Source organism: Aquitalea sp. FJL05 (assembly GCF_003852595.1).
GTDB lineage: Bacteria > Pseudomonadota > Gammaproteobacteria > Burkholderiales > Chromobacteriaceae > Aquitalea > Aquitalea aquatilis.
In genome coordinates, this window is sequence record NZ_QAJS01000006.1 from 343,021 (window position 1) to 369,649 (window position 26,629).

The 26,629-nt window shown below is 60.5% G+C and carries 26 protein-coding genes and 1 tRNA gene; 23 read left to right on the forward strand and 4 right to left on the reverse strand.

From position 1 onward, the window contains the following. The first annotated feature begins 1 nt into the window (after position 1). From fdxH to DBR44_RS06470, 12 genes are all read left to right on the forward strand, one after another. Positions 2-877: a formate dehydrogenase subunit beta gene (fdxH, locus tag DBR44_RS06415; protein WP_124643120.1), complete on the forward strand. Its 876-nt coding sequence runs from the start codon at positions 2-4 to the stop codon at positions 875-877. After that, positions 874-1,503 carry a formate dehydrogenase subunit gamma gene (locus DBR44_RS06420; RefSeq protein WP_124643122.1) on the forward strand — a complete coding sequence of 210 codons (630 nt, stop codon included), beginning with the start codon at positions 874-876 and terminating at the stop codon, positions 1,501-1,503. Before fdxH ends, DBR44_RS06420 begins: the two co-directional genes overlap by 4 nt. Further along, on the forward strand, positions 1,500-2,420 hold the full coding sequence (gene fdhE, locus DBR44_RS06425; RefSeq protein WP_124643124.1) for a formate dehydrogenase accessory protein FdhE: 921 nt from the start codon (positions 1,500-1,502) through the stop codon (positions 2,418-2,420). Before DBR44_RS06420 ends, fdhE begins: the two co-directional genes overlap by 4 nt. A 275-nt stretch (positions 2,421-2,695) precedes the next feature. Then, positions 2,696-3,064 carry a response regulator gene (locus DBR44_RS06430; protein WP_124643126.1) on the forward strand — a complete coding sequence of 123 codons (369 nt, stop codon included), beginning with the start codon at positions 2,696-2,698 and terminating at the stop codon, positions 3,062-3,064. A gap of 9 nt (positions 3,065-3,073) precedes the next feature. Further along, the gene (locus DBR44_RS06435; protein ID WP_124643128.1) at positions 3,074-3,364 is read left to right on the forward strand and encodes a lipid asymmetry maintenance protein MlaB; all 291 of its coding nucleotides are present in this window, start codon (positions 3,074-3,076) and stop codon (positions 3,362-3,364) included. Continuing rightward, positions 3,354-5,495, forward strand: coding sequence for a chemotaxis protein CheA (locus DBR44_RS06440; RefSeq protein WP_124643130.1), 2,142 nt, complete (start codon positions 3,354-3,356; stop codon positions 5,493-5,495). The genes DBR44_RS06435 and DBR44_RS06440 overlap by 11 nt, the downstream gene beginning before the upstream one ends. Positions 5,496-5,497: 2 nt before the next feature. Then, positions 5,498-7,141: a methyl-accepting chemotaxis protein gene (locus tag DBR44_RS06445; RefSeq protein WP_233578396.1), complete on the forward strand. Its 1,644-nt coding sequence runs from the start codon at positions 5,498-5,500 to the stop codon at positions 7,139-7,141. 10 nt (positions 7,142-7,151) lie between these two features. Next, on the forward strand, positions 7,152-7,724 hold the full coding sequence (locus DBR44_RS06450; RefSeq protein ID WP_124643134.1) for a chemotaxis protein CheW: 573 nt from the start codon (positions 7,152-7,154) through the stop codon (positions 7,722-7,724). Next, positions 7,717-8,232 carry a chemotaxis protein CheW gene (locus tag DBR44_RS06455; RefSeq protein ID WP_233578398.1) on the forward strand — a complete coding sequence of 172 codons (516 nt, stop codon included), beginning with the start codon at positions 7,717-7,719 and terminating at the stop codon, positions 8,230-8,232. Before DBR44_RS06450 ends, DBR44_RS06455 begins: the two co-directional genes overlap by 8 nt. Positions 8,233-8,364: 132 nt before the next feature. Then, positions 8,365-8,889: a chemotaxis protein CheD gene (locus DBR44_RS06460; protein ID WP_124643137.1), complete on the forward strand. Its 525-nt coding sequence runs from the start codon at positions 8,365-8,367 to the stop codon at positions 8,887-8,889. Further along, positions 8,886-9,947 (forward strand): chemotaxis response regulator protein-glutamate methylesterase, encoded by a 1,062-nt coding sequence (locus DBR44_RS06465; RefSeq protein WP_124643139.1) that lies wholly within the window; start codon positions 8,886-8,888, stop codon positions 9,945-9,947. The genes DBR44_RS06460 and DBR44_RS06465 overlap by 4 nt, the downstream gene beginning before the upstream one ends. Before the next feature lie 13 nt (positions 9,948-9,960). Further along, positions 9,961-11,172, forward strand: a complete 1,212-nt coding sequence (locus DBR44_RS06470) for an EAL domain-containing protein (protein ID WP_124643141.1) — start codon at positions 9,961-9,963, stop codon at positions 11,170-11,172. 16 nt (positions 11,173-11,188) lie between these two features. Here the strand turns inward: DBR44_RS06470 and DBR44_RS06475 are convergent, their stop codons facing one another. Next, positions 11,189-12,181 (reverse strand): serine/threonine protein kinase, encoded by a 993-nt coding sequence (locus DBR44_RS06475; RefSeq protein ID WP_124643143.1) that lies wholly within the window; start codon positions 12,179-12,181, stop codon positions 11,189-11,191. Between the two features lie 100 nt (positions 12,182-12,281). Here DBR44_RS06475 and DBR44_RS06480 point away from each other — a divergent pair, with 100 nt between their 5' ends. Together DBR44_RS06480 and selA are read left to right on the forward strand one after the other, a co-directional pair. Further along, a complete protein-coding gene (locus tag DBR44_RS06480) occupies positions 12,282-12,509 on the forward strand; it encodes a hypothetical protein (protein ID WP_124643145.1) in 228 nt (75 codons plus the stop codon). Positions 12,510-12,518: 9 nt separating this feature from the next. Then, positions 12,519-13,937, forward strand: coding sequence for an L-seryl-tRNA(Sec) selenium transferase (gene selA / locus DBR44_RS06485; protein WP_124643147.1), 1,419 nt, complete (start codon positions 12,519-12,521; stop codon positions 13,935-13,937). Here selA and DBR44_RS06490 read toward each other — a convergent pair. Further along, complete coding sequence (locus tag DBR44_RS06490; RefSeq protein WP_124643149.1) at positions 13,934-14,272, reverse strand: GlpM family protein; 339 nt, start codon at positions 14,270-14,272, stop codon at positions 13,934-13,936. The two genes, selA and DBR44_RS06490, sit on opposite strands and share 4 nt — an antisense overlap. A 180-nt stretch (positions 14,273-14,452) precedes the next feature. Here DBR44_RS06490 and DBR44_RS06495 point away from each other — a divergent pair, with 180 nt between their 5' ends. From DBR44_RS06495 to DBR44_RS06510, 4 genes are all read left to right on the forward strand, one after another. Continuing rightward, the gene (locus tag DBR44_RS06495; RefSeq protein ID WP_124643151.1) at positions 14,453-15,391 is read left to right on the forward strand and encodes a cation diffusion facilitator family transporter; all 939 of its coding nucleotides are present in this window, start codon (positions 14,453-14,455) and stop codon (positions 15,389-15,391) included. After that, positions 15,388-17,313: a selenocysteine-specific translation elongation factor gene (selB, locus tag DBR44_RS06500; RefSeq protein ID WP_124643153.1), complete on the forward strand. Its 1,926-nt coding sequence runs from the start codon at positions 15,388-15,390 to the stop codon at positions 17,311-17,313. The genes DBR44_RS06495 and selB overlap by 4 nt, the downstream gene beginning before the upstream one ends. Positions 17,314-17,335: 22 nt before the next feature. After that, positions 17,336-17,430, forward strand: a tRNA-Sec gene (locus tag DBR44_RS06505). A 559-nt stretch (positions 17,431-17,989) separates the two neighbouring features. Beyond that, a complete protein-coding gene (locus DBR44_RS06510) occupies positions 17,990-19,606 on the forward strand; it encodes a methyl-accepting chemotaxis protein (RefSeq protein ID WP_124643155.1) in 1,617 nt (538 codons plus the stop codon). 114 nt (positions 19,607-19,720) lie between these two features. Here DBR44_RS06510 and DBR44_RS06515 read toward each other — a convergent pair whose 3' ends face one another. Next, positions 19,721-20,080 carry a hypothetical protein gene (locus tag DBR44_RS06515; protein ID WP_124643157.1) on the reverse strand — a complete coding sequence of 120 codons (360 nt, stop codon included), beginning with the start codon at positions 20,078-20,080 and terminating at the stop codon, positions 19,721-19,723. 393 nt (positions 20,081-20,473) lie between these two features. Continuing rightward, entirely contained in the window at positions 20,474-21,232 is a 759-nt protein-coding gene (locus DBR44_RS06520; protein ID WP_124643159.1) for an SDR family NAD(P)-dependent oxidoreductase, read from the reverse strand. Between the two features lie 132 nt (positions 21,233-21,364). Between DBR44_RS06520 and DBR44_RS06525 the strand changes: the two genes are divergently transcribed. The 5 genes from DBR44_RS06525 (at position 21,365) to DBR44_RS06545 (ending at position 26,519) form a co-directional block, all read left to right on the forward strand. Then, complete coding sequence (locus DBR44_RS06525) at positions 21,365-22,312, forward strand: LysR family transcriptional regulator (protein ID WP_124643161.1); 948 nt, start codon at positions 21,365-21,367, stop codon at positions 22,310-22,312. A 31-nt stretch (positions 22,313-22,343) separates the two neighbouring features. Then, on the forward strand, positions 22,344-23,678 hold the full coding sequence (locus DBR44_RS20020) for a PAS domain-containing methyl-accepting chemotaxis protein (RefSeq protein WP_124643162.1): 1,335 nt from the start codon (positions 22,344-22,346) through the stop codon (positions 23,676-23,678). A 62-nt stretch (positions 23,679-23,740) separates the two neighbouring features. After that, on the forward strand, positions 23,741-24,541 hold the full coding sequence (locus tag DBR44_RS06535; protein WP_233578400.1) for a (Fe-S)-binding protein: 801 nt from the start codon (positions 23,741-23,743) through the stop codon (positions 24,539-24,541). Continuing rightward, positions 24,538-25,956: a lactate utilization protein B gene (locus DBR44_RS06540; protein ID WP_124643164.1), complete on the forward strand. Its 1,419-nt coding sequence runs from the start codon at positions 24,538-24,540 to the stop codon at positions 25,954-25,956. Before DBR44_RS06535 ends, DBR44_RS06540 begins: the two co-directional genes overlap by 4 nt. Further along, on the forward strand, positions 25,953-26,519 hold the full coding sequence (locus DBR44_RS06545) for an LUD domain-containing protein (RefSeq protein WP_124643171.1): 567 nt from the start codon (positions 25,953-25,955) through the stop codon (positions 26,517-26,519). Before DBR44_RS06540 ends, DBR44_RS06545 begins: the two co-directional genes overlap by 4 nt. Positions 26,520-26,629: the final 110 nt, after the last annotated feature.

The following is a 26,629-nucleotide window of genomic DNA, read 5'->3' on the forward strand; positions in this document are numbered from 1 at the left end:
CATGTCACTGCAATCGCAAGATATCCTGCGCCGCTCCGCCAGCCCTACCCAGCCGCCGATTGCGCGCGAGCACAAGGCGGAAGTGGCCAAGCTGATCGACGTGACCACCTGCATCGGCTGCAAGGCCTGTCAGGTGGCCTGTTCGGAGTGGAATGACCTGCGCGACGAAGTGGGCAGCAATGTCGGGGTGTACGACAACCCGGCCGACCTGTCCGCCGAAAGCTGGACGGTGATGCGTTACAGCGAAACCGAGCAGAACGGCAAGCTGGAATGGCTGATCCGCAAGGACGGCTGCATGCACTGCGCCGACCCCGGCTGCCTGAAAGCCTGCCCCTCGCCCGGTGCCATCATCCAGTACGCCAACGGCATCGTGGACTTCCAGTCCGAGCACTGCATCGGCTGCGGCTACTGCATTTCCGGCTGTCCCTTCAATGTGCCGCGCATCAACCAGAAGGATAACAAGGCCTACAAGTGCACCTTGTGTTCCGACCGGGTAAGCGTCGGCCAGGAGCCGGCCTGTGTGAAAACCTGTCCGACCGGGGCCATCCGCTTCGGCAGCAAGGAGGACATGAAGGAATACGCACAGGAACGGGTGGACGAGCTGAAAACCCGTGGCTATGCCAATGCCGGCCTGTACGATCCGCAAGGCGTGGGCGGCACGCACGTGATGTATGTGCTGCACCATGCCGACCAGCCCGAGCTGTACCACGGACTGAAAAAAGACCCGCAGATCAGCCCGGTGGTCAGCCTGTGGAAGGGCATACTCAAGCCGCTGTCCACCATTGGTCTGGCCGCTTCGGTGTTGTTCGGCTTCTTCCACTACATCGGCGTCGGCCCCAACAAGGCCGAGGATGAAGAAGAGGAGGACAAGGTATGAGCAAGGAAAAGCTGATCAAGCGCTACAGTGCCGCAGAACGCATCAACCACTGGATCGTGGCGCTGTGTTTCGTGCTGCTGGCCATTTCCGGCCTGGCCTTCTTCTACCCGGCCTTCTTCTGGCTCACCGGGGTGTTTGGCACGCCGCAGCTGGCGCGCATCGTGCACCCCTTTGTCGGGGTGCTGATGTTCCTCGGCTTTGCCCGCCAGTTTTTCCGTTACTGGCATCACAATTTCATCGACAAGGAAGACATCAAGTGGATGAAATCGGTGAAGTCGGTGCTGGCAGGCCATGAGGTGGGCGATACCGGCAAGTACAACGGCGGCCAGAAAGGCATGTTCTGGATGATGACCGGCTGCCTGCTGGTGTTGATCTGTACCGGTGTCATCATCTGGCGGCCCTACTTTGCCTATTACTTCCCCATCGAGCTGATCCGCGTCGCCCTGCTGCTGCATGCCTGGAGCGCCCTGGCGCTGATTGCCGGCATCATCGTGCATGTCTACGCCGCCATCTGGGTGCGCGGCACCATCCGCGCCATGGTGGAGGGCGTGGTCACCCATGCCTGGGCCAAGAAGCATCACCCGCGCTGGTACCGCGAAATGACAGGAGACAAGAACAAGCCATGAGCATTCGCATTGTGCCGGTAGAACAGCTGGCAGAGCGGCAAGCGGCCAGCCTGGACATCACCCCGCTGCTGCTGCCGCAGCCAGCCACGCTGTATCGTCAGCGTGCGGCCCGGCTGCAGCAACTGGCGGCAGGGCATGTCATGGCCGATTACCTGCAACTGGCCAGCCGCATTGCCGAAGCACAACACCAGCTGGTACACAGCCAGCCGGTGTTGCTGCCCGCGCGGGAGGACTACTTCCAGCAGTGCGCCGAGCACGGCCTGCCACCACTGGGTGCCATGGCCTGGCAACGCGACGGGCAATGGCGGCAATTGCTGCAGGCCCTGTGTACACAGCTGGTGGATGGCGCCAGTCCGGCCGTGCAGCAGGTGCTGACGCAGTTGCTGGCCGCACCGGCAGAGCAACATGAAAAGGCAGCCCAGTCACTGTTGTCGGGTGATCTGGCGGCGGTGGACAGCGCCCAGGCACCCTTCATCTGGGCGGCCTTGTCGGTGTACTTCAGCCAGTTGGCCAGCCAGCTGAAAATCGCCGCCGTGGCCGAGCCGGGCGATGCCCGCCACCTGTGTCCGGTGTGCGCCAGCGCGCCGGTGGCCAGCATCGTGCATCAGGGCAATGAGGCCGGCCTGCGCTATCTGCACTGCAGCCTGTGCGAAAGCGAGTGGCATCTGGTACGGGCAAAGTGCAGCAACTGCGAGGCAACGCGCGACATTGGCTACTGGTCGCTGCAAGACCAGCATGCGGCGGTGCGCGGGGAATCCTGCGGCGATTGCGGCAGCTATCTGAAAATCCTGTCACTGGATAAGGATCAGCAGGCCGAGGCCGTGGCGGACGACCTGGCCAGCCTGGCGCTGGATGCCGCGCTGGAAGAACAGGGCTTTGCCCGCAGCGGCATTAACCCGCTGCTGTTTCCCGGCTGAATACCTTACTGCCAATCAACAACCGGCCCGGGTGGCCGGTTTTTTTATTGCGACAAGAAACAATGTTTAAAAAATCATGACCAGTAATAATAAATAAAACACATCGCCCTGCCATTCCCCTTTGCATTCGACAAAGGCAGCAACTACAAAACTAGAAAGACCAAGCAGCAGTCGCTGCCACAAAAATAGCCCGTCCGGGCACCAGCCGCCTGCCAACCTGTGGCAATACGCCAGCCGCAGCAGGCTGCAACGTCAGCGACGTACAAGGGGAAAATATGGCCAAGACCATACTAGTCGTGGACGACTCCACCAGCCTGCGGCTGGTGGTGAAGATGACACTGGAAGGTGCCGGCTACGATGTCATCGAGGCGGCCGATGGCCAGCAAGCGCTGGCCTTGCTGGACGGGCGCAAGATCCATCTGGTGCTGTCGGACCTCAACATGCCGGTGATGAATGGCCTCAGCCTGCTGGCACAGATCAAGCAGCATCCCGACTATCACAGCACCCCGGTCATCATGCTGACCACCGAAACCGCCGACCATCTGCAACGGCAAGGTCAGCAACACGGTAGCTGCGCCTGGGTCATCAAGCCATTCGAGCCGCCGCAACTGCTGGACGCCATCGCCCGGCTCATCCTGCCCTGAGCCAGCGCCATGGCCCACCTCATCACCCTGGCTGCCGAGCAGACCATCTACCAGGCCCCGGCCCTGCACCAGCAGCTGGCAGCGGCCCTGCGCGAGCATGCGCAGCTGGAGATCGACCTGTCGCAAATCGAGGAAATCGATAGCGCCGGCGCACAGGTGCTGCTGTGGTTGCACCAGGCCGCGCCACAGCAGCCATGCCAGCTGACGCTGCGCCATGCCAGCCCGGCGCTAGTGGATTTCATCCGGCTGCTGGGCCTGCAAGCCTTGCAGAGTGCACTGGAGGCTGCGGATGAATCTTGAACTGGCCATGCAGTCCTTCTTGCAAGAGTCTGCCGAACTGCTGGAAGAGATGGAATGCATCCTGCTGGACGCCGAAGCCGACAGCATTAGCACCGAACAGCTGGGCGCACTGTTCCGCTGCATGCACACCATCAAGGGTTCGGCCGGACTGTTCGAGCTGGCAGAGATTGTCCGTTTCACTCATCAGGCGGAAAACCTGCTGGACCAGCTGCGCGATGGCAAATTGCAACTGGATGCCGAACTGAGCGGCGTCTTGCTGCGCAGCCACGATCACGTCAAGGCCCAGCTGGCAGCAGTGGCCGCCGGGCAGGCCATTCCGGCGGGCGAGCAGGACCGCATTCTGGCGGACATCGCGGCCCTGTTGCAGCAGCCGGGTATGTCGCCCCAGCCGGCCGAAACCAGCGCAAGCAGCCCCGAGCAGGCCGCCGACAGCGACTGGCTGCTGTCACTGCGCTTTGGCCCGGAGGTCTTGCGCAATGGCATGGACCCGGCATCCTTTGTGCGCTACCTGGCCACACTGGGACAGATACAGGCCATTGCCGCCTGTTGCAGTGCACTGCCCGCGGATGACAGCTTCGACCCGGAGCGCAATTACCTGCGGCTGGAAATGCAGTTCCGCGGTGCGGTGGATGCTGAGCAACTGGCCAGCGTATTCGCCTTTGCCAGTGAGGACAGCCAGTTCATCATCAGCCCGCGCAGCGAGCTGGCCAGCCATCTGCAACAAGCCTTGCAGGCCGGCGACGCCGCCGAGCAGCAACGCTGCAGCGACATCTGGCAGCAATGGGGGCTGTGGCAGCCCACGGCTCAGAGCGCGCCGGCCACTCCTCCCAGCACAGCCACCGACACGACAGCGGCAGTGGCCACGCCAGCAGACAGCAAAACCACCCGCAGCAGCGAAAGCAGGTTCATCAAGGTGGAAGCCGGCAAGCTCGACAGCCTGATCAATCTGGTCGGCGAACTGGTGATTGCCGGCGCAGCGGCCAATCTGCTGGCGCGCGGCAATGGCAGCAGCCCCTTGCTGGAATCCACCGTGGTGATGGCCGGGCTGATCGAGCAGATCCGCTCGCATACACTGGCCATGCGCATGGTGCCTATCGGTGAAACCTTCAGCCGTTTCCCGCGCGTGGTGCGCGATGTCGGCCACGAGCTGGGCAAATCCATCAAGCTGGAAATCAGCGGTGCGGAAACCGAGCTGGACAAATCCATGGTCGACAAGCTGGCCGACCCGCTCACCCATCTGGTGCGCAATGCCATCGACCACGGCATCGAAGATGTGCAGCAGCGCCGGGCCGCCGGCAAACCGGAGCAGGGTCATGTCTGGCTGAATGCCTATCATGAATCGGGCAGCGTGGTGATCGAGGTGGCCGATGATGGCGGCGGGCTCGACCCGCAGCGCATCCTGGCCAAGGCCGTGCAGCGCGGCATCATCAGCAGCGATGCCATGCTAAGCGAGCAGGACATCTACCGGCTGATCTTTGCCGCCGGCTTTTCCACGGCCGAGCGCGTCAGCAATCTGTCCGGCCGTGGCGTGGGGCTGGATGTGGTGCAAAAGAATATCGAGGCGCTGCGCGGTACGGTGGAGATAGACAGCGAAGTCGGGCTGGGCAGCACCTTCCGCCTGCGTCTGCCGCTCACCCTGGCCATCATCGACGGCTTTCTGGTGGAAGTGGGCAGCTCCACCTTTGTCATTCCGCTGGAAACCGTGGTCGAGTGCATGGAACTGCCCGCCACGCCCGGCTGCCGTGACATGCAGGAGCGGCTGCAGCTGCGCGGTGAAATCCTGCCACTGCTGTATCTGCGCCAGTTTCTGGAGCTGGACGGGCAGCCCGGCCGCCGCCAGAACGTGGTGGTGATCCAGACCGGTGCCAGTCGGGTGGGGCTGGTGGTGGATGCACTGCAAGGCGAATTCCAGACCGTGATCAAACCGCTGGGCAGCCTGTTCCGCCATCTGAAAGCCATCAGCGGCTCCACCATTCTGGGCAATGGTGCGGTGGCGCTGATTCTGGACGTACTGGCTCTCATCCAGCATGCCACCCAGCAGGAAGCCAGCCGCTACGCGCTGGAGCAGGAAGCATACCCGCCGGCCGGCGGCCTGCAATCACATAACAACGATCTGCATTCGGGGAAATGACCATGAACAAATCTGCACCCATAAGCATAGCCATGCGGCTGGGATTGGGCTTTGCCAGCCTGCTACTGCTGCTGGTGCTGTGCGTCTCTGTCGCCTTGTTCGGCTTCGTGCGCATCAACGGCATGCTGGGCGACATGCGCATCAACGACCGTGATGCCACGCGCGTGTCCATCCTGATCGAGCAGGCGCAGGAGCTGCGGATCAATTACCGCAACATCATCATCTATCCCGATCTGCATGCCATCAACGATGCCATCCAACGCTATAACGAGGCCAAGCGCCGCTATCTGGACAGCGAACAGCTGCTGATCCGCGACATGCTGGCCGAACCGGCGCTGAGCCAGCGCGAAAGAGAGCTGATCGCGCAGATCCAGTCGATCCGCCCACTCGCCTTCACTGCCATGGACAAGTCCGAGGCGCAGGCCGCCATCAATGAAAAAGACGCTGCCATCCAGCTGATGCAGTCAGAGGCCAATCCGGCCATGAACCGCTTCACCGAAGTATTGCGCCAGTTGTACGACACCGAACTGCGGCTGAACGAACAATCACGCCAGGAGAGTGAAGCCGGCATCCAGCAGGCACACGACATCATGCTGCTGCTATCGGCAGCCGCCCTGCTGCTGGGCAGCCTGCTGGCAGTGCTGATCATCCGCTCGCTGCGCCGCACCCTGGGCGGCGAGCCACATGCCGTCGCCGACATCATGCAGCAGCTGGCCAGTGGCCGGCTGGATACCCAGCTGCCACTGCGCCCTGGCGATAGCAGCAGCATGCTGTACTCGGTGGCACAAACCGTCAGCACCCTGGCCGGCCTGATGGCCGAAGTGAAAAACGGCGCGGCCAATCTGGCCTCGGCCTCCCAGCAACTGAATGCCACCTCGCAGTCACTGTCGCTATCGGCCAGCGAATCGGCCGCAGGCATCGAGGAAACCACCTCCGCCATCGAGGAAATGTCGGCCGCCATCAACCAGACCAATGACAATGCCCGCGTCACCGAAGCCATTGCCGAACAGGCCGCCCGCGAGGCTGCCGAGGGGGGAGAGGCCGTGCGCCAGACCGTACACGCCATGCGCCAGATTGCCGACAAGATCGTCATCATCGACGACATTGCCTACCAGACCAATCTGCTGGCACTGAATGCCGCCATCGAAGCGGCGCGTGCCGGCGAACACGGCAAGGGCTTCGCCGTGGTGGCGGCAGAAGTACGCAAACTGGCCGAGCGCAGCCAGATCGCCGCCCAGGAAATCAGCCAGGTTGCCGCCGGCAGCGTCGGGCTGGCCGAGCAAGCCGGCAAGCTGCTGGGTGAAATGGTGCGTTCCAGTGGCCGCACGGCTGATCTGGTGCAGGAAATCGCCGCCGCCTCCAATGAACAGGCCAGCGCGGTCAACCAGATCAGCAGCGCCGTCCAGCAACAGAATTCCACCACCCAGCAAACCGCCTCGGCCAGCGAGGAGCTGGCCTCCACCGCCGAGCAAATGAGCAGCCAGGCGGAAAACCTGCTGGAGCTGATGAGTTTCTTCCGGCTGCACGACAGCGCCGCCCCGCTGCCCTCGCCGCCCAGTGGCCGGGCCGGGCAGTACGGCATGCCACAGCAGCTGCGTCGCGTCGGTGCCAACCCCACCGACGAATCCGACTACATCCGTTACTAGGCACAGCCGCATGGGCGCACAACAACACTGGCGCAAACCGAAACAGGCTGCCGCCGCTCCCCCGCCGCTGCCGCAACTGGTGCAATACCTGCGGCTGCGCGCCGGACCACACCAGCTGGGCATCAGCATCGATGTGGTGCGCGAACTGCTGGAGTACCAGCCGCTGACCACCTTGCCCCATATGCAGCCGCCGCTGTGTGGCGTGCTCAACCTGCGCGGCAGCGGCGTACCGGTCATCGAACTGGCGCAGTGCCTGGGGCTGCCCACCGCCGCGCCACAGCGCCGCAGCTGCATCATCATCCTGCAGCTGGCCGACAGCCAGCCAACACAGGAAATCGGCATGCTGGTTGACGAAGTGTATGCCGTGCTGGAACTGGCGCGCAGCGAGATCGAAGCCGCACCGCAGCTGGGTGGGCTGCTAACCGAGCACTTCATTGCCGGCCTGCTGCGCGAACCGCAGGGCTTTACCGTGCTGCTGGATGCCAGCCGCCTGCTGGCGCTGGACGAACTGGCAGGCTTGCTTCTTCCGCCAGCGCCATCAGCACAGCCAGACTTGCTGCTGCAGGAGGATGCCCATGACTAAGCCGGCCGAACCGGAGCAGTACCTCAGTTTCCAGCTGGGTGCCGATGTCTTCGCCTGCAATATCCTGCAGGTCAAGGAAATCCTGGAATACCACCGGCTGACCGGCGTGCCGCAAATGCCCGCTTTCGTGCATGGAGTGATGAATCTGCGCGGCACGGTGGTGCCGGTCATCGACCTGGCCCAGCGCTGCGGCCGCCCCGCCAGCGCCATTCTGCGCCGCAGTTGCATCGTCATTCTGGAAGCCGGCCATGAAGGACAGCGCCAGTTCATCGGCATGCTGGTGGATGCGGTACACGAGGTCATCAGCCTGAGTGCCGCCGACATCCTGCCGGCACCAGCCTTTGGCAACCATCTGCGGCCCGACTTCATTGCCGGCGTCACCCACCGGCAGCACGGCTTCATCATGCTGCTGCACATGGACAAAGTGCTGTCGATTGAAGAGATGGCCGGCCTGTCCTCGCCACTGGGTGTGCAGATAAAGGCGGAAAGCGCCTGCCTGATGAACTAGATTGGATGAGGATCTGTTCACGCCATCTGCCCTGCGGTGCTGGCCCGACAGGGTCGCAGCGGCCAATTCATCGGGCCTGCCCAGCACCTTCGGCATGGCGTCCGGTGGCAGCAGCAAACAAGTGAAAGCATCATGACCAGCAGCCCGCGTAAAGAAGTGTTTCTGCACCCCGGCGAATGGCTGTTCGCCGACCGGGAGCATGTCATCAGCACCTTGCTGGGCTCCTGCGTTTCCATCGTGCTGTGGCACCCGCAGCTGCAAGTGGGCGGCATGTGTCATTACCTGCTGGCGCACCGCAACGAGCGGAGCAGCCAGTTGTCCGGTCGTTATGGCGACGAGGCCATGTTGCTGTTGCTGCGCGAAGTGCTGGCCACCGGACGGCCCTTGCAGGAATTCCGGGCCAAGCTGATTGGTGGCGCAGCCATCCTGGCCACGCTCGAAGGAGAACACGGCAGCAACGATGTTGCTGCACGCAATGCCGACATGGCCCGTTTGCTGGCACGGCAACTGGGGCTGACGGTGCAGGCAGAGGATCTGGGCGGGGCGAGTCCCAGAATGGTGGTATTTGATGTGCAATCCGGCGATGTCTGGGTGCGCCTGTCGCAGGACCCCGATACAGGCCCGACCCTGACCGGTACAAAAAGGAAAAAAACATGAGCATCAAGGTGATGATTGTCGACGACTCCGCCGTGGTACGGCAGGTATTGAGCGAAGTCTTCAACGCCAGCAGCGGCATCGAGGTGATGGATGTGGCGACCGACCCCATCGTCGCCATGGAAAAAATGAAACAGCACTGGCCGGATGTCATCGTGCTGGATGTGGAAATGCCGCGCATGGACGGCATCACCTTCCTCAAGCAGATCATGGCCAGCCGCCCTACCCCGGTGGTGATCTGCTCCTCGCTCACCCAGAAGGGGGCCGACATCAGCATGCAGGCCATGGCCGCCGGGGCAGTCGAAGTCATCGCCAAGCCGCACGCCGGGGTGAAGCAGTTTCTGCAGGACAGCAACAATCTGCTGATCCAGGCCGTCAAGGGTGCGGCCGCCGCCCGCATGAGCCGCATGCGCAGCCTGCCGCCCACCCCGCTGGAAACCCGCCCCAAGTTATCGGCCGATGCCATCCTGGCCGCCCCCACCGGGCAGCAGATGTTCCAGACCACCGAACGCATCGTCGCCATTGGCACTTCCACCGGCGGCACCCAGGCGCTGGAAGCCATTCTCACCAAGCTGCCGCGCACCTGCCCGGGGCTGGCCATCGTGCAGCACATGCCGGAAAAATTCACTGCCTCGTTTGCCGAACGGCTGGACCGGCTGTCGGAAATCGAAGTCAAGGAAGCAGCCACCGGCGATCGCATTTTGCCGGGGCGGGCGCTGATTGCCCCCGGCGGCAAGCACATGATGATCAAGCGCAGCGGCGCTTTCTATCAGGTGGAAGTGGTGGACGGCCCGCTGGTCAGCCGCCACAAGCCCTCGGTCGATGTGCTGTTCCGCTCTGCCGCCAAGTTCGCCGGCAAGAATGCGCTGGGCATCATCATGACCGGCATGGGTGACGACGGGGCCAAGGGCTTGAAGGAAATGCATGATGTCGGTGCCCGCACCATTGCCCAGGACGAAGACAGCTGCGTGGTGTTTGGCATGCCCAAGGAGGCGATCAAGCTGGGGGCGGCCGATGAGGTCATCCCGCTGGACGCCATGGCCAAGGCCATTTGCCGCTAAGGGAGCGCCATTCATGCCGTTTGCTGACATGCAGGATGTGCTGATCGTGGAAGACAGCCAGCTGCACCGGCTGCTCGCCACAGAACTGTGCAGCCAGCTGGGCTTTAGCAGTATCCGCCATGCGGCCAACGGCGAGGAAGGCATGGCGCAGGTGCGCCAGCAAGTGCCGGACCTGATGCTGCTCGACCTGGAAATGCCGCGCATGGATGGCGTGCAGGTCATGCAGCAACTGGCGCTGGAAAAGCTGACGCCTTACATCATCCTCACCTCTGGCAAGGACTACATGCTGATTTCCACGCTGGAGCTGATGGGCTGCGGGCTGGGGCTGCCAGTGCTGGGTGGTTTGAAAAAACCGCTGCAAGCCGGAGCAATGCAGGACCTGCTGGCACGGCTGTGCCAGCAATCCGCCAAGGCCAAGGAAAGCTGCGCGCTATACGACCCGGACGCAATACGCCTGGCACTGCAAGAGCAGCAGATCATTCCCTATTACCAGCCCAAGATCGACCTGGACAGCAGCCAGCTCAAGGGCGCGGAAATGCTGGCGCGCTGGCAGCACCCCAGCCGCGGTTTGGTCATGCCGGGCAGCTTCATCCCGGTGATCGAACAGCATGGCTGGGCCACCGAGCTGACACTCTCCATGCTGGATCAGGGGCTGCTGCAATGGCAGGAATGGGCCCGCCAAGGCCTGCGCCTGCCCTTGTCCATCAATCTGTCCGCCCGCTCGCTACAGGGCAGCACCCTCATCGGCGAAATGGAAAGCCGCCTGCACCGCAGCAAAGTACCGGCCCGCTACATCACGTTTGAAATCACCGAAACCGCCATCGCCGACAATCTGCCGGAAGCCATCGGCATTGCCGCACGCTTGCGGCTGGCCGGCTTCGGCCTGTCCATCGACGATTTCGGCACCGGTTTTGCCACCTTGCAGCAGCTCACGCACTTTCCTTTCACCGAGCTGAAAATCGACCAGTCGCTGGTGACCTCGATTAGCAGCAAGCCGCATTTGCAGGCCATCGCCAACAGCATCATCGAACTGGGTCAGCGCATGCAGCTGACTACGGTCGCCGAGGGGATAGAAACCCGGCAGGACATGGAGCTGATGCAGGCGCGCGGCTGCAATCTGGGGCAGGGTTATTTCATTGCCCGGCCCATGGAGGCCGCACTGCTGCAGCCCTGGGCCAAGCAGCACCAGCGGATGGTCGGCGAAACGCCTCCGGCCATCCGCTAGTTTGCGACAGGCAGGCTCAGGGCAGACGCCACAAAGGCGGCTCGTCCATCAGGGCAATCTGCTCGCGCAGCGACAGAATCTGCTCTTCCCAGAAGCGCGGCTGGGCAAACCAGGGGAAGGCCGCCGGGAAGGCCGGATCATGCCAGCGCCGCGCCAGCCAGGCCGAATAATGCAGCAGGCGCAAGGTACGCAAGCCCTCCAGCAGATACAGCTCGCGCACATTGAAGTCGCAGAAATCCTCATAGCCCGCTAGCACATCAGCCAACTGGGCTGACTGCTCCTCGCGCGAGCCGGACAGCAGCATCCACAAATCCTGCAATGCCGGCCCCATGCGGCTGTCGTCAAAGTCGACAAAGTGCGGGCCATCGTCGGTCCACAGCATGTTGCCGTTATGGCAATCGCCATGCAGGCGCAATTGGCGCACCGTACCGGCACGGTCGAAGCAGCGCCGCACGCCATCCAGCGCCTGGGCCGCCACGCCGCGATACACCTCGCGCAGATCGGCCGGCAACAGATTGTTGGCCAGCAGATAGTTCACCGGCTCCACCCCGAAACTGTCGATATCCAGCTGCGGCCGCTGGGCGTAATCCTCGACCTGCCCCAAGGCGTGAATCCGCCCCAGGAAACGGCCAATCCACTCCAGCGTGCGGCTGTCACCCAGCTCCGGCACCCGTCCGCCACGGCGGGCGAACAGGGTAAAACGGAAACCGCCATGCTGATGCAGGCTGGCACCGTCAAACAGCAGCGGCGGCACCACCGGAATCTCGCGTTCGGCCAGCTGCTGGCTGAAAACATGCTCCTCCAGTATCTGTGCATCGCTCCAGCGCTCCGGGCGGTAAAACTTGGCGACCAGCGGCGGACCTTCTTCCATGCCCACCTGATAGACGCGGTTTTCATAGCTGTTGAGTGCCAGCAGGCTGCCGGAGGCGCGCAGGCCCAGGCTTTCCACCGCATCCAGCAGTGCATCCGGCGTCAAGCCGGCAAAGGGGGGAGTGGCATCATGTGTCATCGCGCCATTATACGTGCAGTTCCACACCCGCTACCCATTGCTGCGTCGGCTCGGCTAGTATGCAAGGTGAGAGACCTCCCGAACTTGCAGGAGCCACACCATGCATACCCGTGATCCGCAGCAGGACAACAAACTGCTATCGCTCCCCGCCGATATCGCCGAAGCCACCTGGAGCGGCTGGCAATGCATCGCCCATACCCTGCACCGCCAACGCTGCGAACCGGCAACGGATCAGCACAGCCAGTGGCGGCACATCCTGGGCTGGCTGGCCGGCAATCTGCTGCTGGTGGCCCTGCTGTATCTGCTGTACCGATTTTCCCGATTCTGAGAAGGCCCCATGGAGCTGAAAAACCTGTATGCCCGCCTGCCCTCGGTAGACCGGCTGCTCAATCACCGCCTGCTGGAAAAGGTCATCGACCGCCATGGCAGCGCCGCACTGGCCGAAGCCGTGCGCCAGACGCTGGATGAGGCACGCCAGTACATCCGCGCCAACCACAGCCTGCCCGGCTGGGCCGAAGACGAACAACAACTGGCACAGGCTGCCAGCCAGCGTGTGGCCAGCCGCCAGCACATGCAGATGCGGCCGGTGTTCAATCTCAGCGGCACCGTGCTGCATACCAATCTGGGCCGCGCGCCGATGGCGGAAGAAGCCGTCGCCGCCGTCAGCCGCGCCATGCGCGAATCGGTAACACTGGAATACGATCTGGACGGGGCCGGCCGTGGCCATCGGGATAACGCCATCAGCGAATTACTGCAGGAGCTGACCGGTGCCGAAGCCGCTTGCGTGGTGAACAACAATGCCGCTGCCGTGCTGATCCTGCTCTCCACCGTGGCAGCCGGGCGCGAGGTGGTGGTGTCGCGTGGCGAGCTGGTAGAAATCGGCGGTGCCTTCCGCATGCCGGATGTGATGCGTCAGGCCGGCTGCCGGCTGGTAGAAGTGGGCGCAACCAACCGCACCCATCTGCGCGATTACAGCCAGGCCATCAATACGGAAACCGGGCTGCTGATGAAGGTGCACACCAGCAATTACCATATCGAAGGCTTCACCCACAGCGTCAGCGAAGCCGAGCTGGCCGAACTGGCCCACCATCACGGCTTGCCAGCGGCAACCGATCTGGGCTCGGGCGCGCTGATCGACCTGTCCGCCCATGGCCTGCCGGCCGAACCCATGCCGCAGCAGATGATTGCTCAGGGCGTGGATCTGGTGAGTTTCTCCGGCGACAAACTGCTGGGCGGCCCGCAAGCCGGGCTGATCATCGGCAAGAAAAGCTGGATAGACCAAATCCAGCAACACCCGCTCAAGCGCGCCCTGCGCTGCGACAAGATGACACTGGCCGCGCTGGAAGCCACGCTGCGACTCTATCTGCAACCGGACAAGCTGACCCGGCAACTGCCCACCCTGCGTCGGCTGACCCGCCCGCAAGCCGACATGCAAGAGCAAGCCACGCGCCTGCAGGACAGTCTGAGCAGCTTTGCCGGGGCTGAATTCGACACTGCCAGCGCCGCCTGCCTGTCGCAGATTGGCAGTGGTTCGCTACCGGTGGATCGCCTGCCCAGCTGGGCCATTACCTTCAGTGCCCGCGATGGCCGCGGCAGCACGCTGGAAGCGCTGGCCAGCCGCCTGCGCAGCCTGCCCGCCCCGGTGATTGGCCGGCTATACGATGGCAAACTGTGGCTGGACCTGCGCTGTCTGGAAGATGAAGCCGCTTTTCTCGCCAACCTGCTGCCGACAGACTCAGCCAGTTCGCCCGGCTAGCCGTGCCAGCGGCTCCAGGCCTGGATCAGCACAAAGGCTGCCACCGCCCAGCTTAGCGTGGCGGCGGCCAGTGCCCAGGGCAGCCGCAGGCGGTCGACCAGGCAATACAGGCTGAACAGGTAAACAAAATACGGTAGCAAGGACCACATGCCGAACAGCACGGTGGTTTTCAGCGCAACCGGTCCGCGCTCGCTACCGACAATGTAGTGGGCAATCAGCGCAAAAGTGGGAAACAGCGGCACCAGGCCGGCAATATAGTAATTGCGCGAGCGCGACAGCAGGCTGATCAGCACCACCGCCAGCGCACCGAGCAGGGACTTGAGCAACAGAGCCAAGATCATTCCGGAGCAGGAGGGATAACAGGCGGTATTCTGACATGATCAGCCGCCAACATCGCCGAAATGCAGATCATTCTTATTATTGTTTTTGTTTACCATAAAATAGAACCCAATTAATAAAAACTTAAGCCAGCTATGGCATACTGCACTCCCCCACCTGATCCGGACTGTTTTGCCATGACCATACACACCAGCCATTCCCCACACGAGACGGTAGATGATGCCGCACGCAACAAGGCAGCCCACCGCAGCACCATGGTCAGCGTCTGGGTCAATATCGTACTGGCCAGCGCACAGATCCTGATCGGCATGTTCGCCAAATCCCAGGCGCTGGTGGCCGACGGTATTCATTCGCTGTCCGACCTGCTATCCGACTTCGTGGTACTGCTGGCCGGCCATCACAGCCGCAAGGCCCCGGATGCCGACCACCAGTACGGCCACCAGCGCTATGAAAACGCCGCCTCGCTGGTACTGGGCCTGCTGCTGCTGGCCGTGGGCATCGGCATGCTGTGGTCGGCAGCGGTGAAGTTTCACGATCCGTCGGCCATTCCCACCGTGCACAGCATTGCGCTGTGGGTAGCACTGGTGGCGCTGGTCTCCAAGGAATTGCTGTTCCGCTTCATGCTGGCCGTCGCCCAGCGTGTACGTTCCAGCATGCTGGTGGCCAATGCCTGGCATGCCCGTTCCGATGCTGCATCGTCGTTGGTGGTGGCCATCGGCATTGTCGGCAACCTGATGGGCTATCCGATTCTCGATCCCATCGCCGCACTGATTGTCGGCTTCATCGTCGGCAAGATGGGCTGGAGCTTCGCCTGGAATTCGCTGCACGACCTGATGGACCGCGCTGCCGATACCGAAGAAACCGAAGCCATCCGCCAGACCCTGCTGGTCACGCCCGGCGTGCTGGCACTGCATGATTTGCGCACCCGCAAAATGGGTGACCTGATCGTGGTGGATGTCCACCTGGAAGTGGATGGCCACATGAATGTATTTGATGCCCACGACATCGCCGAACGCGCCCGCGACATGGTGATGCAGCAACACCCGGTACTCAATGTCATGACCCATATCGACCCGGTGGGGCTGGAACATCCGGCCGATCACTCCATCGCATGATTTTCGCCACCGCCGGCCACATCGACCACGGCAAAACCGCGCTGCTGCAGGCGCTGACCGGCCACAATGCCGACCGCCTGCCCGAAGAGAAAAAGCGCGGCATGACCATAGACCTGGGTTATGTCTATCTGCCGCTGGCGGATGGCCGGGTGCTGGGCTTTGTCGATGTGCCCGGCCACGAGAAATTTCTGGCCAATATGTTGTGCGGCCTGTCCGGCATTCCCCACGCCCTGCTGGTGGTGGCTGCCGACGACGGCATCATGCCGCAAACGCGTGAACACCTGGCCATTCTGCAACTCAGCGGCATCCCGCAACTGAGCGTGGTCATCAGCAAATGCGATCTGGTCGACCCGGCGCGTCTGCAACAAGTCGCCACCGATATCCGCCAATTGCTGCAAGACAGCCGCTGGGCCGACGCCCCGCTGTTTGTCGTCTCCAGCCACAGCGGCGAGGGAATCGACAGCTTGCGCCAGCATCTGCTGCAGCAAAGCAGCCTGCCGGAGGCTGCCGCCAACTTGCGCTTCCGGCTGGCCATCGACCGCGCCTTCACCCTCAGCGGTGCCGGGCTGGTGGTCACCGGCACCGCACTGGGCGGGCGCGTGGCCGTTGGCGACAAGCTGTGGCTGAGCGGGCGCAATGTGACGGTGCGGGTACGTAGCCTGCACGTACAGAATGCCGCCGCCACCCATGGCCAGGCCGGCCAGCGCATTGCACTCAATCTGGTTGGCGATGTGGAAAAGCAGCAGCTTCAACGTGGCGACTGGCTGCTGGCCAGCGCTCCGCCGCCGCCCAGCCAGCGCATCACCATCGCCCTGCAGGCCATTGCCCCGCTCAAGCACTGGCAGGCCGTGCATATCCACCACGCCGCCCGCCACACCACCGGCCGCCTGGTGCTGCTCTGCCGCAGCCAGCTGGAAGCCGGTGCCCAGACGCTGGCCGAACTGACGCTGGATCAGCCGCTGTGGCTGGCCGATGGCGACCGGCTCATCTTGCGTGACGCCAGCGCCCGCGACACCATCGCCGGCGCACAAGTGCTGGAATTGCAACCGCCAGCGCGAGGCAAGCGCCTGCCTGAGCGGCTAGACCATCTGCATCACTTGCAAGACCCCATGCTGAGCCTGCCAGCCAAGCTAGCGCTGCTCAGCAGTCAGCAGGCGGTCATGCTGGACGACTTTGCCTGGGCCAACCAGCTGCCGGTCGCCAGCATGCAGGCCCTGCTGCAACACAACACTGGCCAGCAGGTAGCGGACCGCCTCTACGCGGCCGAGCGCTGGACCGGCTTGCAGCAAAAACTGCTGGATGGACTGGCCAGACTGCATCAACAACACCCCGACCAGCTGGGTGCCAGCCGTGGCCGCCTGCGTCGGCTGGCCTTGCCTGGCGAACCGGAAGCAACGGTCAATCTGCTGCTGGAGCAACTGCTGCAACAAGGCAGCCTGCGCCAGACCCGTGGCTGGGTGCACCTGCCGCAACATGTGCTTGGATTCACGTCTCAGGAAGAAGCGCATTGGCAGCAGCTGGCCCCCTGCTTTGCCAATAGCAGCGAGCCACACTGGGTGCGCGATCTGGCCGCCGCCAGCGACATCGAAGAAGAACAGCTCAGGCAGCTGCTACGCAAGGCCGCCCGGCTGGGCCATGTCGTCGCCGTGGTGCAAGACCGCTACTTTGCCGCCGACACCGTGCAGCACATGGCGGACATCGTCCGCCAGCTGTGTCAGCAACACGGCCATGCCGATGCCGCCAGCTTTCGCAACCAGCTGGGTTGTGGCCGCAAGCTGGCGATCCAGATTCTGGAATTCTTTGATCGCAGCGGCTTCACCCGCCGCCTGGCCGACCGTCACCTGCTGCGCGAAAACCTGCTGTTCACCCACCACAGCACCACCCCCGCCCAGGCGGAGGGCCAAACTTCACCCAGCGGCTGAAACCGGTATAATCGGCCGACACGGAAGAGAGGCATCCCCGGTGGGGTGGCTGGTCTTCAAAACCAGAGGGGGCCGCCAGCGGTCCCAGGTGGGTTCGACTCCCATTCTCTTCCGCCATTCACAAGCCACACCAAACCGCGCAAAACCGCGTAAAACCAAGGCCCAGCAAGGATTTCAGCCGAACAGCGCTGATGTGATGGCGGCTTAATGCGGCGTCAGAATTCGCACAAATTTCGCACAAGAAACTGAAGGCAATTCAGCCCGGGCGCAGCAACCAGCCTTCGCAGTGCGATAGCGCTGCCTCTTGTTGCCCCCAAGCAATTCATTCTTTGCGGCGACGCCATTAATCGACATCCGCACTAGCGCGTGCTTTTCACAGCAGGGTGTGGGCAGGAAATGACTATGGAAATTGACCGCCCGCTTGCACTCTGGCGGCGCCTTACACCGTGTGCTGTGCGGTGGAGCTATCGGTCACAGGCTTGGTCCATGCAGTGGGAAATACGGGGATGACAAGCGCAGAGCCACGGGAAAGTCTGCTAGATCAGATTGAATAAGCAGTTAAATACTTCTACACTTTATTTGCTTCAATGCACCATTTTCTTCAATGCATCGCCGGGGCAGTGAGAACCACTACCAACAACGAAGTATTTAAAAAAACAAAGCAGGGAAATTTAAAATGACAGTCGCTCAGAGAATACTTCTACAAATCGGCCTGGCACTTGCTGCCATTTTAGTCATCAGCGGGTTCAGCATTTATACGCAAAACTCCCTGGCAGATACTGCTAGAAATTTTTCAAATAGCGACTATCCAAGCATTATAACGCTAGCCAAATTTGAAAAATCAGCACTACGTTTACGGCTATCGGTGACTCAATACTTGATATCCGAAAATCAAAATGAAAAAGATGCCACCAGAGATCTTTTTGAAAAAAGATATAAAATAGCGCAAGACTCCATTGCCGATTATGAAAAATTCATCAATAGCGATGAAGATCGCCATGACTTTAATGATGATAAAGTAAAACTCAATAGCTATTACGAATCAGCCAAGCCATTATTTGCCGCCTTTGACCAAGGCAACTTAGCCCTGGCCAAAAAAATACGCGTCGAACAAGTCATTCCCAAAGCAGATGATTTGCTGAAAAATATTGAAAAGCATATTGAATATAACCAAAAATATGTCGCGGAAGAAGTCATTAAATCCGAAAAAGAAGCAGCTAATGCAAAAACAGTCACCCTCATCACACTGATACTGACTGTCATCATACTGGCAGCCAGTGGATACAGAACATTCAACGCCGTTACCAAACCGCTGAATGAACTAAAGAATGCCATGTCTGAAATTCAGGCCAGCCTGGATTTCACCAAAAAGGTTACGGTACATCATCCCCATGATGAAGTTGGCACTACGGCAACAGCATTCAATAAATTGATTGAAGGCATCAATGGCAGCCTGCGCCAGATCGCCACCACATGCAAAGAAGTGACCGACTACACCGGCAAGCTAACCCTGGCTGCCAACCATGTTTCCCAAGCGGCCAGCCATCAAAATGAAGCGTCGGCCAGCATTGCAGCAACCATGGAAGAACTGACTGTCAGTATCAATCACGTTGGTACACGTGCGGGTACGACCAGCGAAAAAACGATTGAAGCCAATGCTTTGGCCGGTACCGGACAAGTGGTCATTGGCAAGACAGTACAAGATATTCGTTCGATTCATACCACCGTGAATCAGGCAACACAGCGCATCAATCAGCTGGAGCAGGAAAATAGTAAAGTGGCTGCTGCGGTTGGGAGTATCAAGGATATTGCCGAGCAAACCAATTTGCTGGCATTGAATGCAGCCATTGAGGCTGCCCGAGCCGGAGAACAGGGACGTGGTTTTGCCGTGGTGGCAGATGAAGTGCGTAAACTGGCGGAACGTACTACAACACTGACAAGTGAAATAGATAGCGTCATTCGCAGTATTACCGAGACCTCAAGACAAAGTGCAGTTGCTATGGCGGATACGCAGAAACTGGTAGATGCAGGTGTCCATGGCGCAGATGATGCCTTGCAGTCCATTGAGCAGATCGGCCATGCCTCATCCAATGCCAAAGAATTGGTAACAGAAATTACAGAAGCCATTCGTGAGCAGGCTACTGCCAGTACCACCATTGCCGTTCAGGTAGAACAAATTGCACAAATGGCAGAACGATCAAGCGACGCCGCAAAAGAAACCGCGACCACTGCAGACAAATTGGATCAGGCAGTGGCATCCATGACGGAAGCCGTACACCGCTACCGGCTGTAAACCAGCGATATCATTTAAAAAAGCCCGCACGATGCGGGCTTTTTTACTGACCATCATCAAACTGCTGTAGTTGCACGGAAAGCATGATGACACCGCCTTTGCATAACAGGCTACTCAGGCCAGATTACCTTTCAACATTTGGCGGTAATATTCCAGATAAACCGCATACAGATGATTCAAAACATTGGCCCCACGGCGGCCAGACTTTGCCATGCAGGCCTGCTTGGCAGCGGTCAGTTCTCTTATTTCGTAAGGCATCAGCACGATTTCATCCCGTGACTGATAAACCGAATAAACCGATTTCAGATTTTCAATCACGTGCTGAATCAACCTGGCTTCCGGTGTATGAACATTGACATACAGCACGTGAAATGCCTTGAGCAGAGCAATCATCTGGACGATTTTTTCTTCGTCCGCCTTTCCGGAGCAAAGATCCGCACAGCAATTAGTCAAATTTTGTTTGATATTTATCATGATGCGACACTGACCTTGACTGACTATTGCCGAATAACAAGCTGCACTCACCGGCCAGAATGGAGCCGGCAGGTAACTTCAAACTCATTCAGAGTGTCAAAAAATTAATCGATTAACAAAACAAATACCATACGACTAAAGTATTTATCTTCAAATAAAAACAAATAATCTGAGCAGCAAAAGTACTTAAGCGACCCTGCTGACTACGGTGACACATCGACAAGCACATTCGCTTGCTGAAAACTCACAACCCAAGCATATCACTTCAATCTGCCTTGCCAAGTGTGCGCGGCAAATGAAAAGAGCTGCAAGATGCAGCTCTTTATCTGTATTGAATATTGACTATTATTGCTCATGCAATTGTATTGGCAATGTTTGAAACTGTCACTCTTTTCACAGAAACATACCGCCAGAAGCCTCGATACGCTGCGCATTGATCCAGCCGGCCTCATCTGACAACAGCAAAGCCATTACCGCACCAATATCATCTGGCAGGCCGACTCGACCCAGCGCCGTCTGGCGGGCAATAAACTGGTTAAGCTGGTCATTATCACGCACAGCCCCGCCGCCAAAGTCGGTTTCAATCGCACCGGGGGCCAGTACATTCACCGCAATGCCACGTGGGCCCAATTCCTTGGCCAGATAGTGGCTAAGTACCTCGACCGCGCCCTTCATGGCGGCATAGGCCGCATAGCCGGGCAAAGCAAACCGCGTCAGGCCGGTGGAAACATTCAGGATACGGCCACCATCAGCCAATAGCGGCAGTAGTGCCTGGGTGAGGAAGAACACACCCTTGAACTGGATATTGAGCAACTGATCGAACTGGGCTTCCGTGGTTTCGGCAAAACCGGCATGGATGCCAATACCGGCATTGTTGAGCAGGTAATCAAACTGTGACCGCTGCCAGCGCTGCTGTAACAGCTGGCGCAACTGTTCGGCAAACGCCGGAAAACTGCTGCTGAGTGCCACATCCAGCTGCATGGCAGCGGCCTGGCCACCGGCAGCGGTAATCTGCGCCACCACCGCCTCGGCCGCAGCCTGATTCATTTGGTAGGTCAGCACCACGGCCACACCACGGGCGGCCAGCTTGCGGGCGGCATTCTGGCCCAGACCACGGCTGCCACCGGTGACAAGGGCAATTTTCTGTTGCATGTGAAGCTCCTGATGAAAAGGCAGAAGCAGGATGCATCTGCAGGATTGCAGTGTATTGTTTTGTTTTATGGTGATAAACATGCCATCTTCGATCATACTGTTCGCACTTTCCAGACAATAGAGTGCCATGTCATGGATCAGCTACAAGCCATGCGTATTTACCTGCGCGTGGCCGAGATGGGCAGCTTCACCCGGGCCGCGACACAGCTGTCCTTGCCCAAGGCCAGCGTTTCCACTGCCATCCAGCAACTGGAAAACAGCCTGGGCGCACGCCTGCTACACCGCACGACGCGGCAGGTCAGCATGACGCCGGACGGGCAGATGTATTACCAGCGCTGCAAGGACTTGCTGGATGAGGTGGAGGAGCTGCAGGCGCTGTTTGCCAGCACACCGGCCCGCTTGTCCGGCCGCTTGCGCGTGGATCTGCCCATTGCCATTGCCCGCCACACCGTGCTGCCCCACTTGCCAGACTTCCTGCACAGGCATCCGCAACTGGAAATAGAGCTGAGCAGCACCGACCGGCTGGTCGATCTGGTCAGCGAAGGTTTCGACTGCGTGCTGCGCGTGGGCCAGTTGCGCGACTCCAACCTGATTGCCCGCCATCTGGGCTGGCAGCGCCAGATCAATTGCGCCAGCCCGGACTATCTGGCGCGTCATGGCACACCGCACAGCCTGGACGATCTGGCCGACCACCGCTTGATCCATTACCAAAGCGTGCTGGGTGGACGGCGCGGTGGTTTCGAATATCAGGACAGCACCGGCAGCCTGCGCCAGCACAGCATGCCGGGCGCACTGACGGTGAATAATTCCGATGCCTACCATGCCGCCTGCCTGGCTGGAATGGGGATCATCCAGGCACCGCAGGCTGGCGTGACAGCCCAGCTGGCCACGGGGCAGCTGGTGGAAATCCTGCCAAACTGGCAGGCACCGCCGATGCCTGTCTCCCTGCTGTATGCCAACCGCCGCCAGTTACCACAGCGCTGCCGCGTGTTCATGCAATGGCTGAGCGAGCTGCTACAGCCTTGCCTGCATGGCAATAGCGGCAACGCCACTGTCAGAGCAGACACCAATCCGCTATAACGATTAAAAGCAGGATGATAACGGGGAAAACATGTTCGATCGCAAACTGAAACAAGAAATTGCCGAGCTCAAGCAACAGCTCTATGCCGAGCAGCAACTGAGCAAGGCGCTTGACCGCTCCATGGCGGTGATCCGCTTTAATCCGGATGGCAGCATCATCGAGGCCAATCAAAACTTTCTCGCCACCATGGGCTATCACAGCCCGAGCGAACTGCAAGGCAAAAAGCACAGCCAGCTCTGCGACAGCGCCTATACCGCCAGCAGCGACTACCAGCGTCTCTGGGACAGCCTGCGCCGCGGCGAATTTTATCAGGCCAGGGTCAAGCGCCGCAGTGCCGATGGCCGCAGCATCTGGCTGGAAGCCACTTACAGTCCGCTGCTGGATGAGCAAGGCCGCGTGGTCAGCATCGTCAAGTTTGCCACCGACATCACTGCCGCGGTCAATGCCGCCACTCGCAACGACGCCATCCTGCAAGCCATCAACCGCGCCATGGCGGTGATCGAATTTACCCCGGACGGGCAGATCATCAGTGCCAATGACAATTTCCTGCTGGCCACCGGTCATACCCGCGACAGCCTGATCGGCAAGCAGCACCGCCTGCTGTGCCCGGCGGAATTCGCCGCCAGCCAGGCGTACGAAGCACTATGGCAGCGCCTGCGCAACGGTCAGCACTACTGCGGCCGCATCCAGCGACTGACCCGCGATGGCCGCACCGTGTGGCTGGAGGCCAACTATAATCCGGTGCTGGATGAAAGCGGACAGGTGCTCAGCGTCATCAAGTTCGCCACCGACATCAGCCAGCAGGTAGAACAACAGGTCATGGAACGGGACTCGGCGCTGCTGGCTTATAGCTCCTCGAAAGAGACGCAGGAACTGGCCAATGCCGGCGTATTCGACATCGAGCAAAGCATCGAAGGCATCATGACCATGGCGACCGACATCGAACGCGGCAGCCAGCAAGTGCAGCAGCTGGGTGATCGCTCGCAACAGATTGGCTCCATCGTTCAGACCATCAAGGAAATTGCCGACCAGACCAATCTGCTGGCGCTCAATGCCGCCATCGAGGCCGCACGTGCCGGTGAAATGGGGCGTGGTTTTGCCGTGGTCGCCGACGAAGTGCGCAAACTGGCCGAGCGCACCAGCTCCTCCACCGGGGAAATCAGCAGCATGGTGCAAGATATCCAGGGACACACCGATACGGCGGTGGCCAGCATGCAAAGCCTGCTGCAACAGGCCAACGGCAGCGTGGAATTGTCGCAGCGCGTGGGGCAGACCATTGCGCAGATCAATCACCAGGCCAAGGGCGTGGTGCAGGTGATCAGCCGTTTTGCCGAGATGAAAAACCAGAACGATCAGGCGAACTGAGCACGGCGGGAGCAGGCTCAAGGGTAATTCCGCATTGGCAAAGCGGGGGAAATGGGGATTAAATGCAGCCAGTCCCCTGCTCCAGCCTGTCGGAGGCCCCGCGCACCATGAAAATCGGCCTGTTCATTCCCTGTTTCATCAACGAACTTTTCCCTCATGTGGCCATGGCCACGCTCGAGCTGCTGGAAAGCCTGGGCTGCGAGGTGGAATTTCCGCTGCAACAGTCCTGCTGCGGCCAGCCGCTGGCCAATAACGGTGACAGCAAGGGGGCCTGTGATGCCGCCCGGCGCTTTACCGGCGTATTCCAGCAATACGACTATGTGGTCGCCCCTTCTGGCAGCTGCGTCTCGCACGTCACCCACCACTACGACTGGTATATCGCGGAAGACCCGGCCTATCAGCAGCTCAAGCCCAAGGTCTACGAGATCATCGAATTCCTGCAGGACGTACTCAAGCTGGAAAAACTGCCCAAGCCGGTCTATTTCCCGCACAAGGTATCCATTCACCAAAGCTGCCACGGCCTGCGCGAGCTGCACCACGCCAGCCCGTCCGAACTGATGATTCCCTACCAGTCGCGGCTGGAAAACATCCTCAAGCTGGTGGATGGCGTGGAAGTACTGCTGCCCGAACGCCGCGACGAATGCTGTGGCTTTGGCGGCACCTTCTGCGTGGACGAACCGGAGCTGTCCACCGCCATGGGCGAGGATCGCATTGCCCAGCATGAGGCCACCGGCGCGGAATACATCGTCGGTGCCGACCCCTCCTGTCTGATGCACATGGGCGGCATCATCCGCCATCAGGGCAAGCAGATCCGTCCGCTGCACATCGTGGAAATTCTCACTGGCCGTGGAGCAGGCGCATGAAGGACGACAGCGTAAAACACCCGCAGGCTGCAGCAGCGTTCCTCAAGGACCGTGCCCAGGCCAAATGGCACGACAGCGCTATCTGGTGGGTACGGCAAAAGCGCGATGCCCAGGCCAAACAGCTGCCGGAGTGGGAAGAACTGCGCCGGCTGGCACGCGAAATCAAGGCCCATACCCTGTCGCAACTGGACGATTACCTGGCACAGTTTGAAGCCAATGCGCAAAAAAACGGCGTCACCGTCCACTGGGCAGCCGATGCCGACGAGCACAACCGCATCGTGCACGGCATTCTGGCGGCGCGGCAGGTGAAGAAGCTGGTCAAGTCCAAGTCCATGCTCACCGAAGAGTGCGGGCTGAACCCCTATCTGGAGCAGCGCGGCATCGAGGTGGTGGATACCGACCTGGGCGAGCGCATCGTGCAATTACGCCACGAAGCCCCCAGCCATATCGTGATGCCGGCCATCCACCTGAAGAAAGAGCAGATTTCCGAGCTCTTCCACAAGGAGCTGGGCACCGAGGCCGGCAATAACGACCCCACCTATCTGACACACGCGGCACGCGCCAATCTGCGTGAGCATTTCCTGACTGCCGATGCCGGCCTGACCGGGGTGAATTTCGCCATCGCCGAAACCGGTGGCGTGGTGGTGTGCACCAACGAAGGCAATGCCGACCTTGGCACCAGCCTGCCACCGCTTCACATTGCCAGCATGGGGTTGGAAAAAATCATTCCCAAGCTGGAGCACCTGGGCGTATTCACCCGCTTGCTGGCCCGCTCGGCCATTGGTTCGCCGGTCACCACGTATACCTCGCATTTCCACCAGGCGCGTCCCGGTGGCGAAATGCACATTGTCATCGTCGACAATGGCCGCAGCGACATCCTGGGCAATGAAGACTTCTACCAGAGCCTGCGCTGCATCCGTTGCGGGGCCTGCATGAATACCTGCCCGGTTTACCGGCGCAGCAGCGGCTTCAGTTACAGCTACATCATTCCCGGCCCCATCGGCTCTACCCTGGGGCCCAGCCGCGACATGAAGAAACACGGCAGCATGGCTTTTGCCTGCAGTACCTGCGGCTCCTGCTCCAATGTCTGCCCGGTCAAGATCAATCTGCACGAGCAGCTGGTGCTGCATCGCAAGAAAGCCTTCGACCAGAACCTGCTGCCCACCGGCAAGAAAATGGGCCTGCTGGCCATGCGTTTTCTGACCCAGCATCCGGCCTTGTTCGATCTGGGCGGCAAGGTGATGCGCAAGGTGGTGCCCATCATCCCGGAAAGCCTCACCCGCCACAGCGCCTGGAGCCGCGCAGGCCGTGATCTGCCACCGATGCCGGCCCAGAGCTTCAAGGAACAGTACCAGCAGCGCAGCCAGAACAAAAAAGATAAACAGGACAAGAAGGACAAGGAGGAGCAGCAATGAGCACGCGTGACAGCATACTGGCCCGTATCCGCCAGAACCGCCCGCAAGCCACGGCTTTGCCGGACATCCATGCCGTGCCCTTCATTCGCTATGACAACCCATTCGAGGCGTTTGCCACGCTGATCCGCAATCTGGGTGGCGATGCCGTCCAGTTGCCGGATGGCCAGAGCGTGGCCGATGTCGTGGCCGCACGTTGGCCGGATGCCGGGCGCACGGTGGACCTGACGCTGCCGGAGCACGAAGAAGTCAGCGATCCGCATGCCTGGCACGATGTCGATGTCGCCATCGTCCCCGGTCAGCTGGCGGTGGCAGAAAACGCCACCGTGTGGGTGAGCCATCCGGACAACCACTTCCGCTCCATCTATTTCCTCACCCAGAAGCTGGTACTGGTGGTGCCGCGTGACGCCATGGTAGACACCATGCGCGATGCCTATGCCCGCATCGACATGGCGGAGCACGGCTTTGGAGCCTTCATTTCCGGCTCCTCCCGCACCGCCGATATCGAACAAAGCCTGGTAATGGGTGCCCATGGTGCCATGGCCGCACTGGTGATTTTTGTCTGATTTGTACGCACGGAGCATTGCTTCCTTGGGGCCCCTGCGGGGGCCATTTTTCTGCCCGCCATTTCTACCCACCCTTTCCATCAGACATGAAAAAACCGCCGGTCTGGCGA

What these genes read in the sequence shown, in the direction of transcription:
- fdxH (WP_124643120.1), top strand. Translation starts at nt 2, where the DNA reads ATGTCACTGCAATCGCAAGATATCCTGCGCCGCTCCGCCAGCCCTACC.
- DBR44_RS06420 (WP_124643122.1), top strand. Translation starts at nt 874, where the DNA reads ATGAGCAAGGAAAAGCTGATCAAGCGCTACAGTGCCGCAGAACGCATC.
- fdhE (WP_124643124.1), top strand. Translation starts at nt 1,500, where the DNA reads ATGAGCATTCGCATTGTGCCGGTAGAACAGCTGGCAGAGCGGCAAGCG.
- DBR44_RS06430 (WP_124643126.1), top strand. Translation starts at nt 2,696, where the DNA reads ATGGCCAAGACCATACTAGTCGTGGACGACTCCACCAGCCTGCGGCTG.
- DBR44_RS06435 (WP_124643128.1), top strand. Translation starts at nt 3,074, where the DNA reads ATGGCCCACCTCATCACCCTGGCTGCCGAGCAGACCATCTACCAGGCC.
- DBR44_RS06440 (WP_124643130.1), top strand. Translation starts at nt 3,354, where the DNA reads ATGAATCTTGAACTGGCCATGCAGTCCTTCTTGCAAGAGTCTGCCGAA.
- DBR44_RS06445 (WP_233578396.1), top strand. Translation starts at nt 5,498, where the DNA reads ATGAACAAATCTGCACCCATAAGCATAGCCATGCGGCTGGGATTGGGC.
- DBR44_RS06450 (WP_124643134.1), top strand. Translation starts at nt 7,152, where the DNA reads ATGGGCGCACAACAACACTGGCGCAAACCGAAACAGGCTGCCGCCGCT.
- DBR44_RS06455 (WP_233578398.1), top strand. Translation starts at nt 7,717, where the DNA reads ATGACTAAGCCGGCCGAACCGGAGCAGTACCTCAGTTTCCAGCTGGGT.
- DBR44_RS06460 (WP_124643137.1), top strand. Translation starts at nt 8,365, where the DNA reads ATGACCAGCAGCCCGCGTAAAGAAGTGTTTCTGCACCCCGGCGAATGG.
- DBR44_RS06465 (WP_124643139.1), top strand. Translation starts at nt 8,886, where the DNA reads ATGAGCATCAAGGTGATGATTGTCGACGACTCCGCCGTGGTACGGCAG.
- DBR44_RS06470 (WP_124643141.1), top strand. Translation starts at nt 9,961, where the DNA reads ATGCCGTTTGCTGACATGCAGGATGTGCTGATCGTGGAAGACAGCCAG.
- DBR44_RS06475 (WP_124643143.1), bottom strand. Translation starts at nt 12,181, where the DNA reads ATGACACATGATGCCACTCCCCCCTTTGCCGGCTTGACGCCGGATGCA.
- DBR44_RS06480 (WP_124643145.1), top strand. Translation starts at nt 12,282, where the DNA reads ATGCATACCCGTGATCCGCAGCAGGACAACAAACTGCTATCGCTCCCC.
- selA (WP_124643147.1), top strand. Translation starts at nt 12,519, where the DNA reads ATGGAGCTGAAAAACCTGTATGCCCGCCTGCCCTCGGTAGACCGGCTG.
- DBR44_RS06495 (WP_124643151.1), top strand. Translation starts at nt 14,453, where the DNA reads ATGACCATACACACCAGCCATTCCCCACACGAGACGGTAGATGATGCC.
- selB (WP_124643153.1), top strand. Translation starts at nt 15,388, where the DNA reads ATGATTTTCGCCACCGCCGGCCACATCGACCACGGCAAAACCGCGCTG.
- DBR44_RS06510 (WP_124643155.1), top strand. Translation starts at nt 17,990, where the DNA reads ATGACAGTCGCTCAGAGAATACTTCTACAAATCGGCCTGGCACTTGCT.
- DBR44_RS06515 (WP_124643157.1), bottom strand. Translation starts at nt 20,080, where the DNA reads ATGATAAATATCAAACAAAATTTGACTAATTGCTGTGCGGATCTTTGC.
- DBR44_RS06520 (WP_124643159.1), bottom strand. Translation starts at nt 21,232, where the DNA reads ATGCAACAGAAAATTGCCCTTGTCACCGGTGGCAGCCGTGGTCTGGGC.
- DBR44_RS06525 (WP_124643161.1), top strand. Translation starts at nt 21,365, where the DNA reads ATGGATCAGCTACAAGCCATGCGTATTTACCTGCGCGTGGCCGAGATG.
- DBR44_RS20020 (WP_124643162.1), top strand. Translation starts at nt 22,344, where the DNA reads ATGTTCGATCGCAAACTGAAACAAGAAATTGCCGAGCTCAAGCAACAG.
- DBR44_RS06535 (WP_233578400.1), top strand. Translation starts at nt 23,741, where the DNA reads ATGCAGCCAGTCCCCTGCTCCAGCCTGTCGGAGGCCCCGCGCACCATG.
- DBR44_RS06540 (WP_124643164.1), top strand. Translation starts at nt 24,538, where the DNA reads ATGAAGGACGACAGCGTAAAACACCCGCAGGCTGCAGCAGCGTTCCTC.
- DBR44_RS06545 (WP_124643171.1), top strand. Translation starts at nt 25,953, where the DNA reads ATGAGCACGCGTGACAGCATACTGGCCCGTATCCGCCAGAACCGCCCG.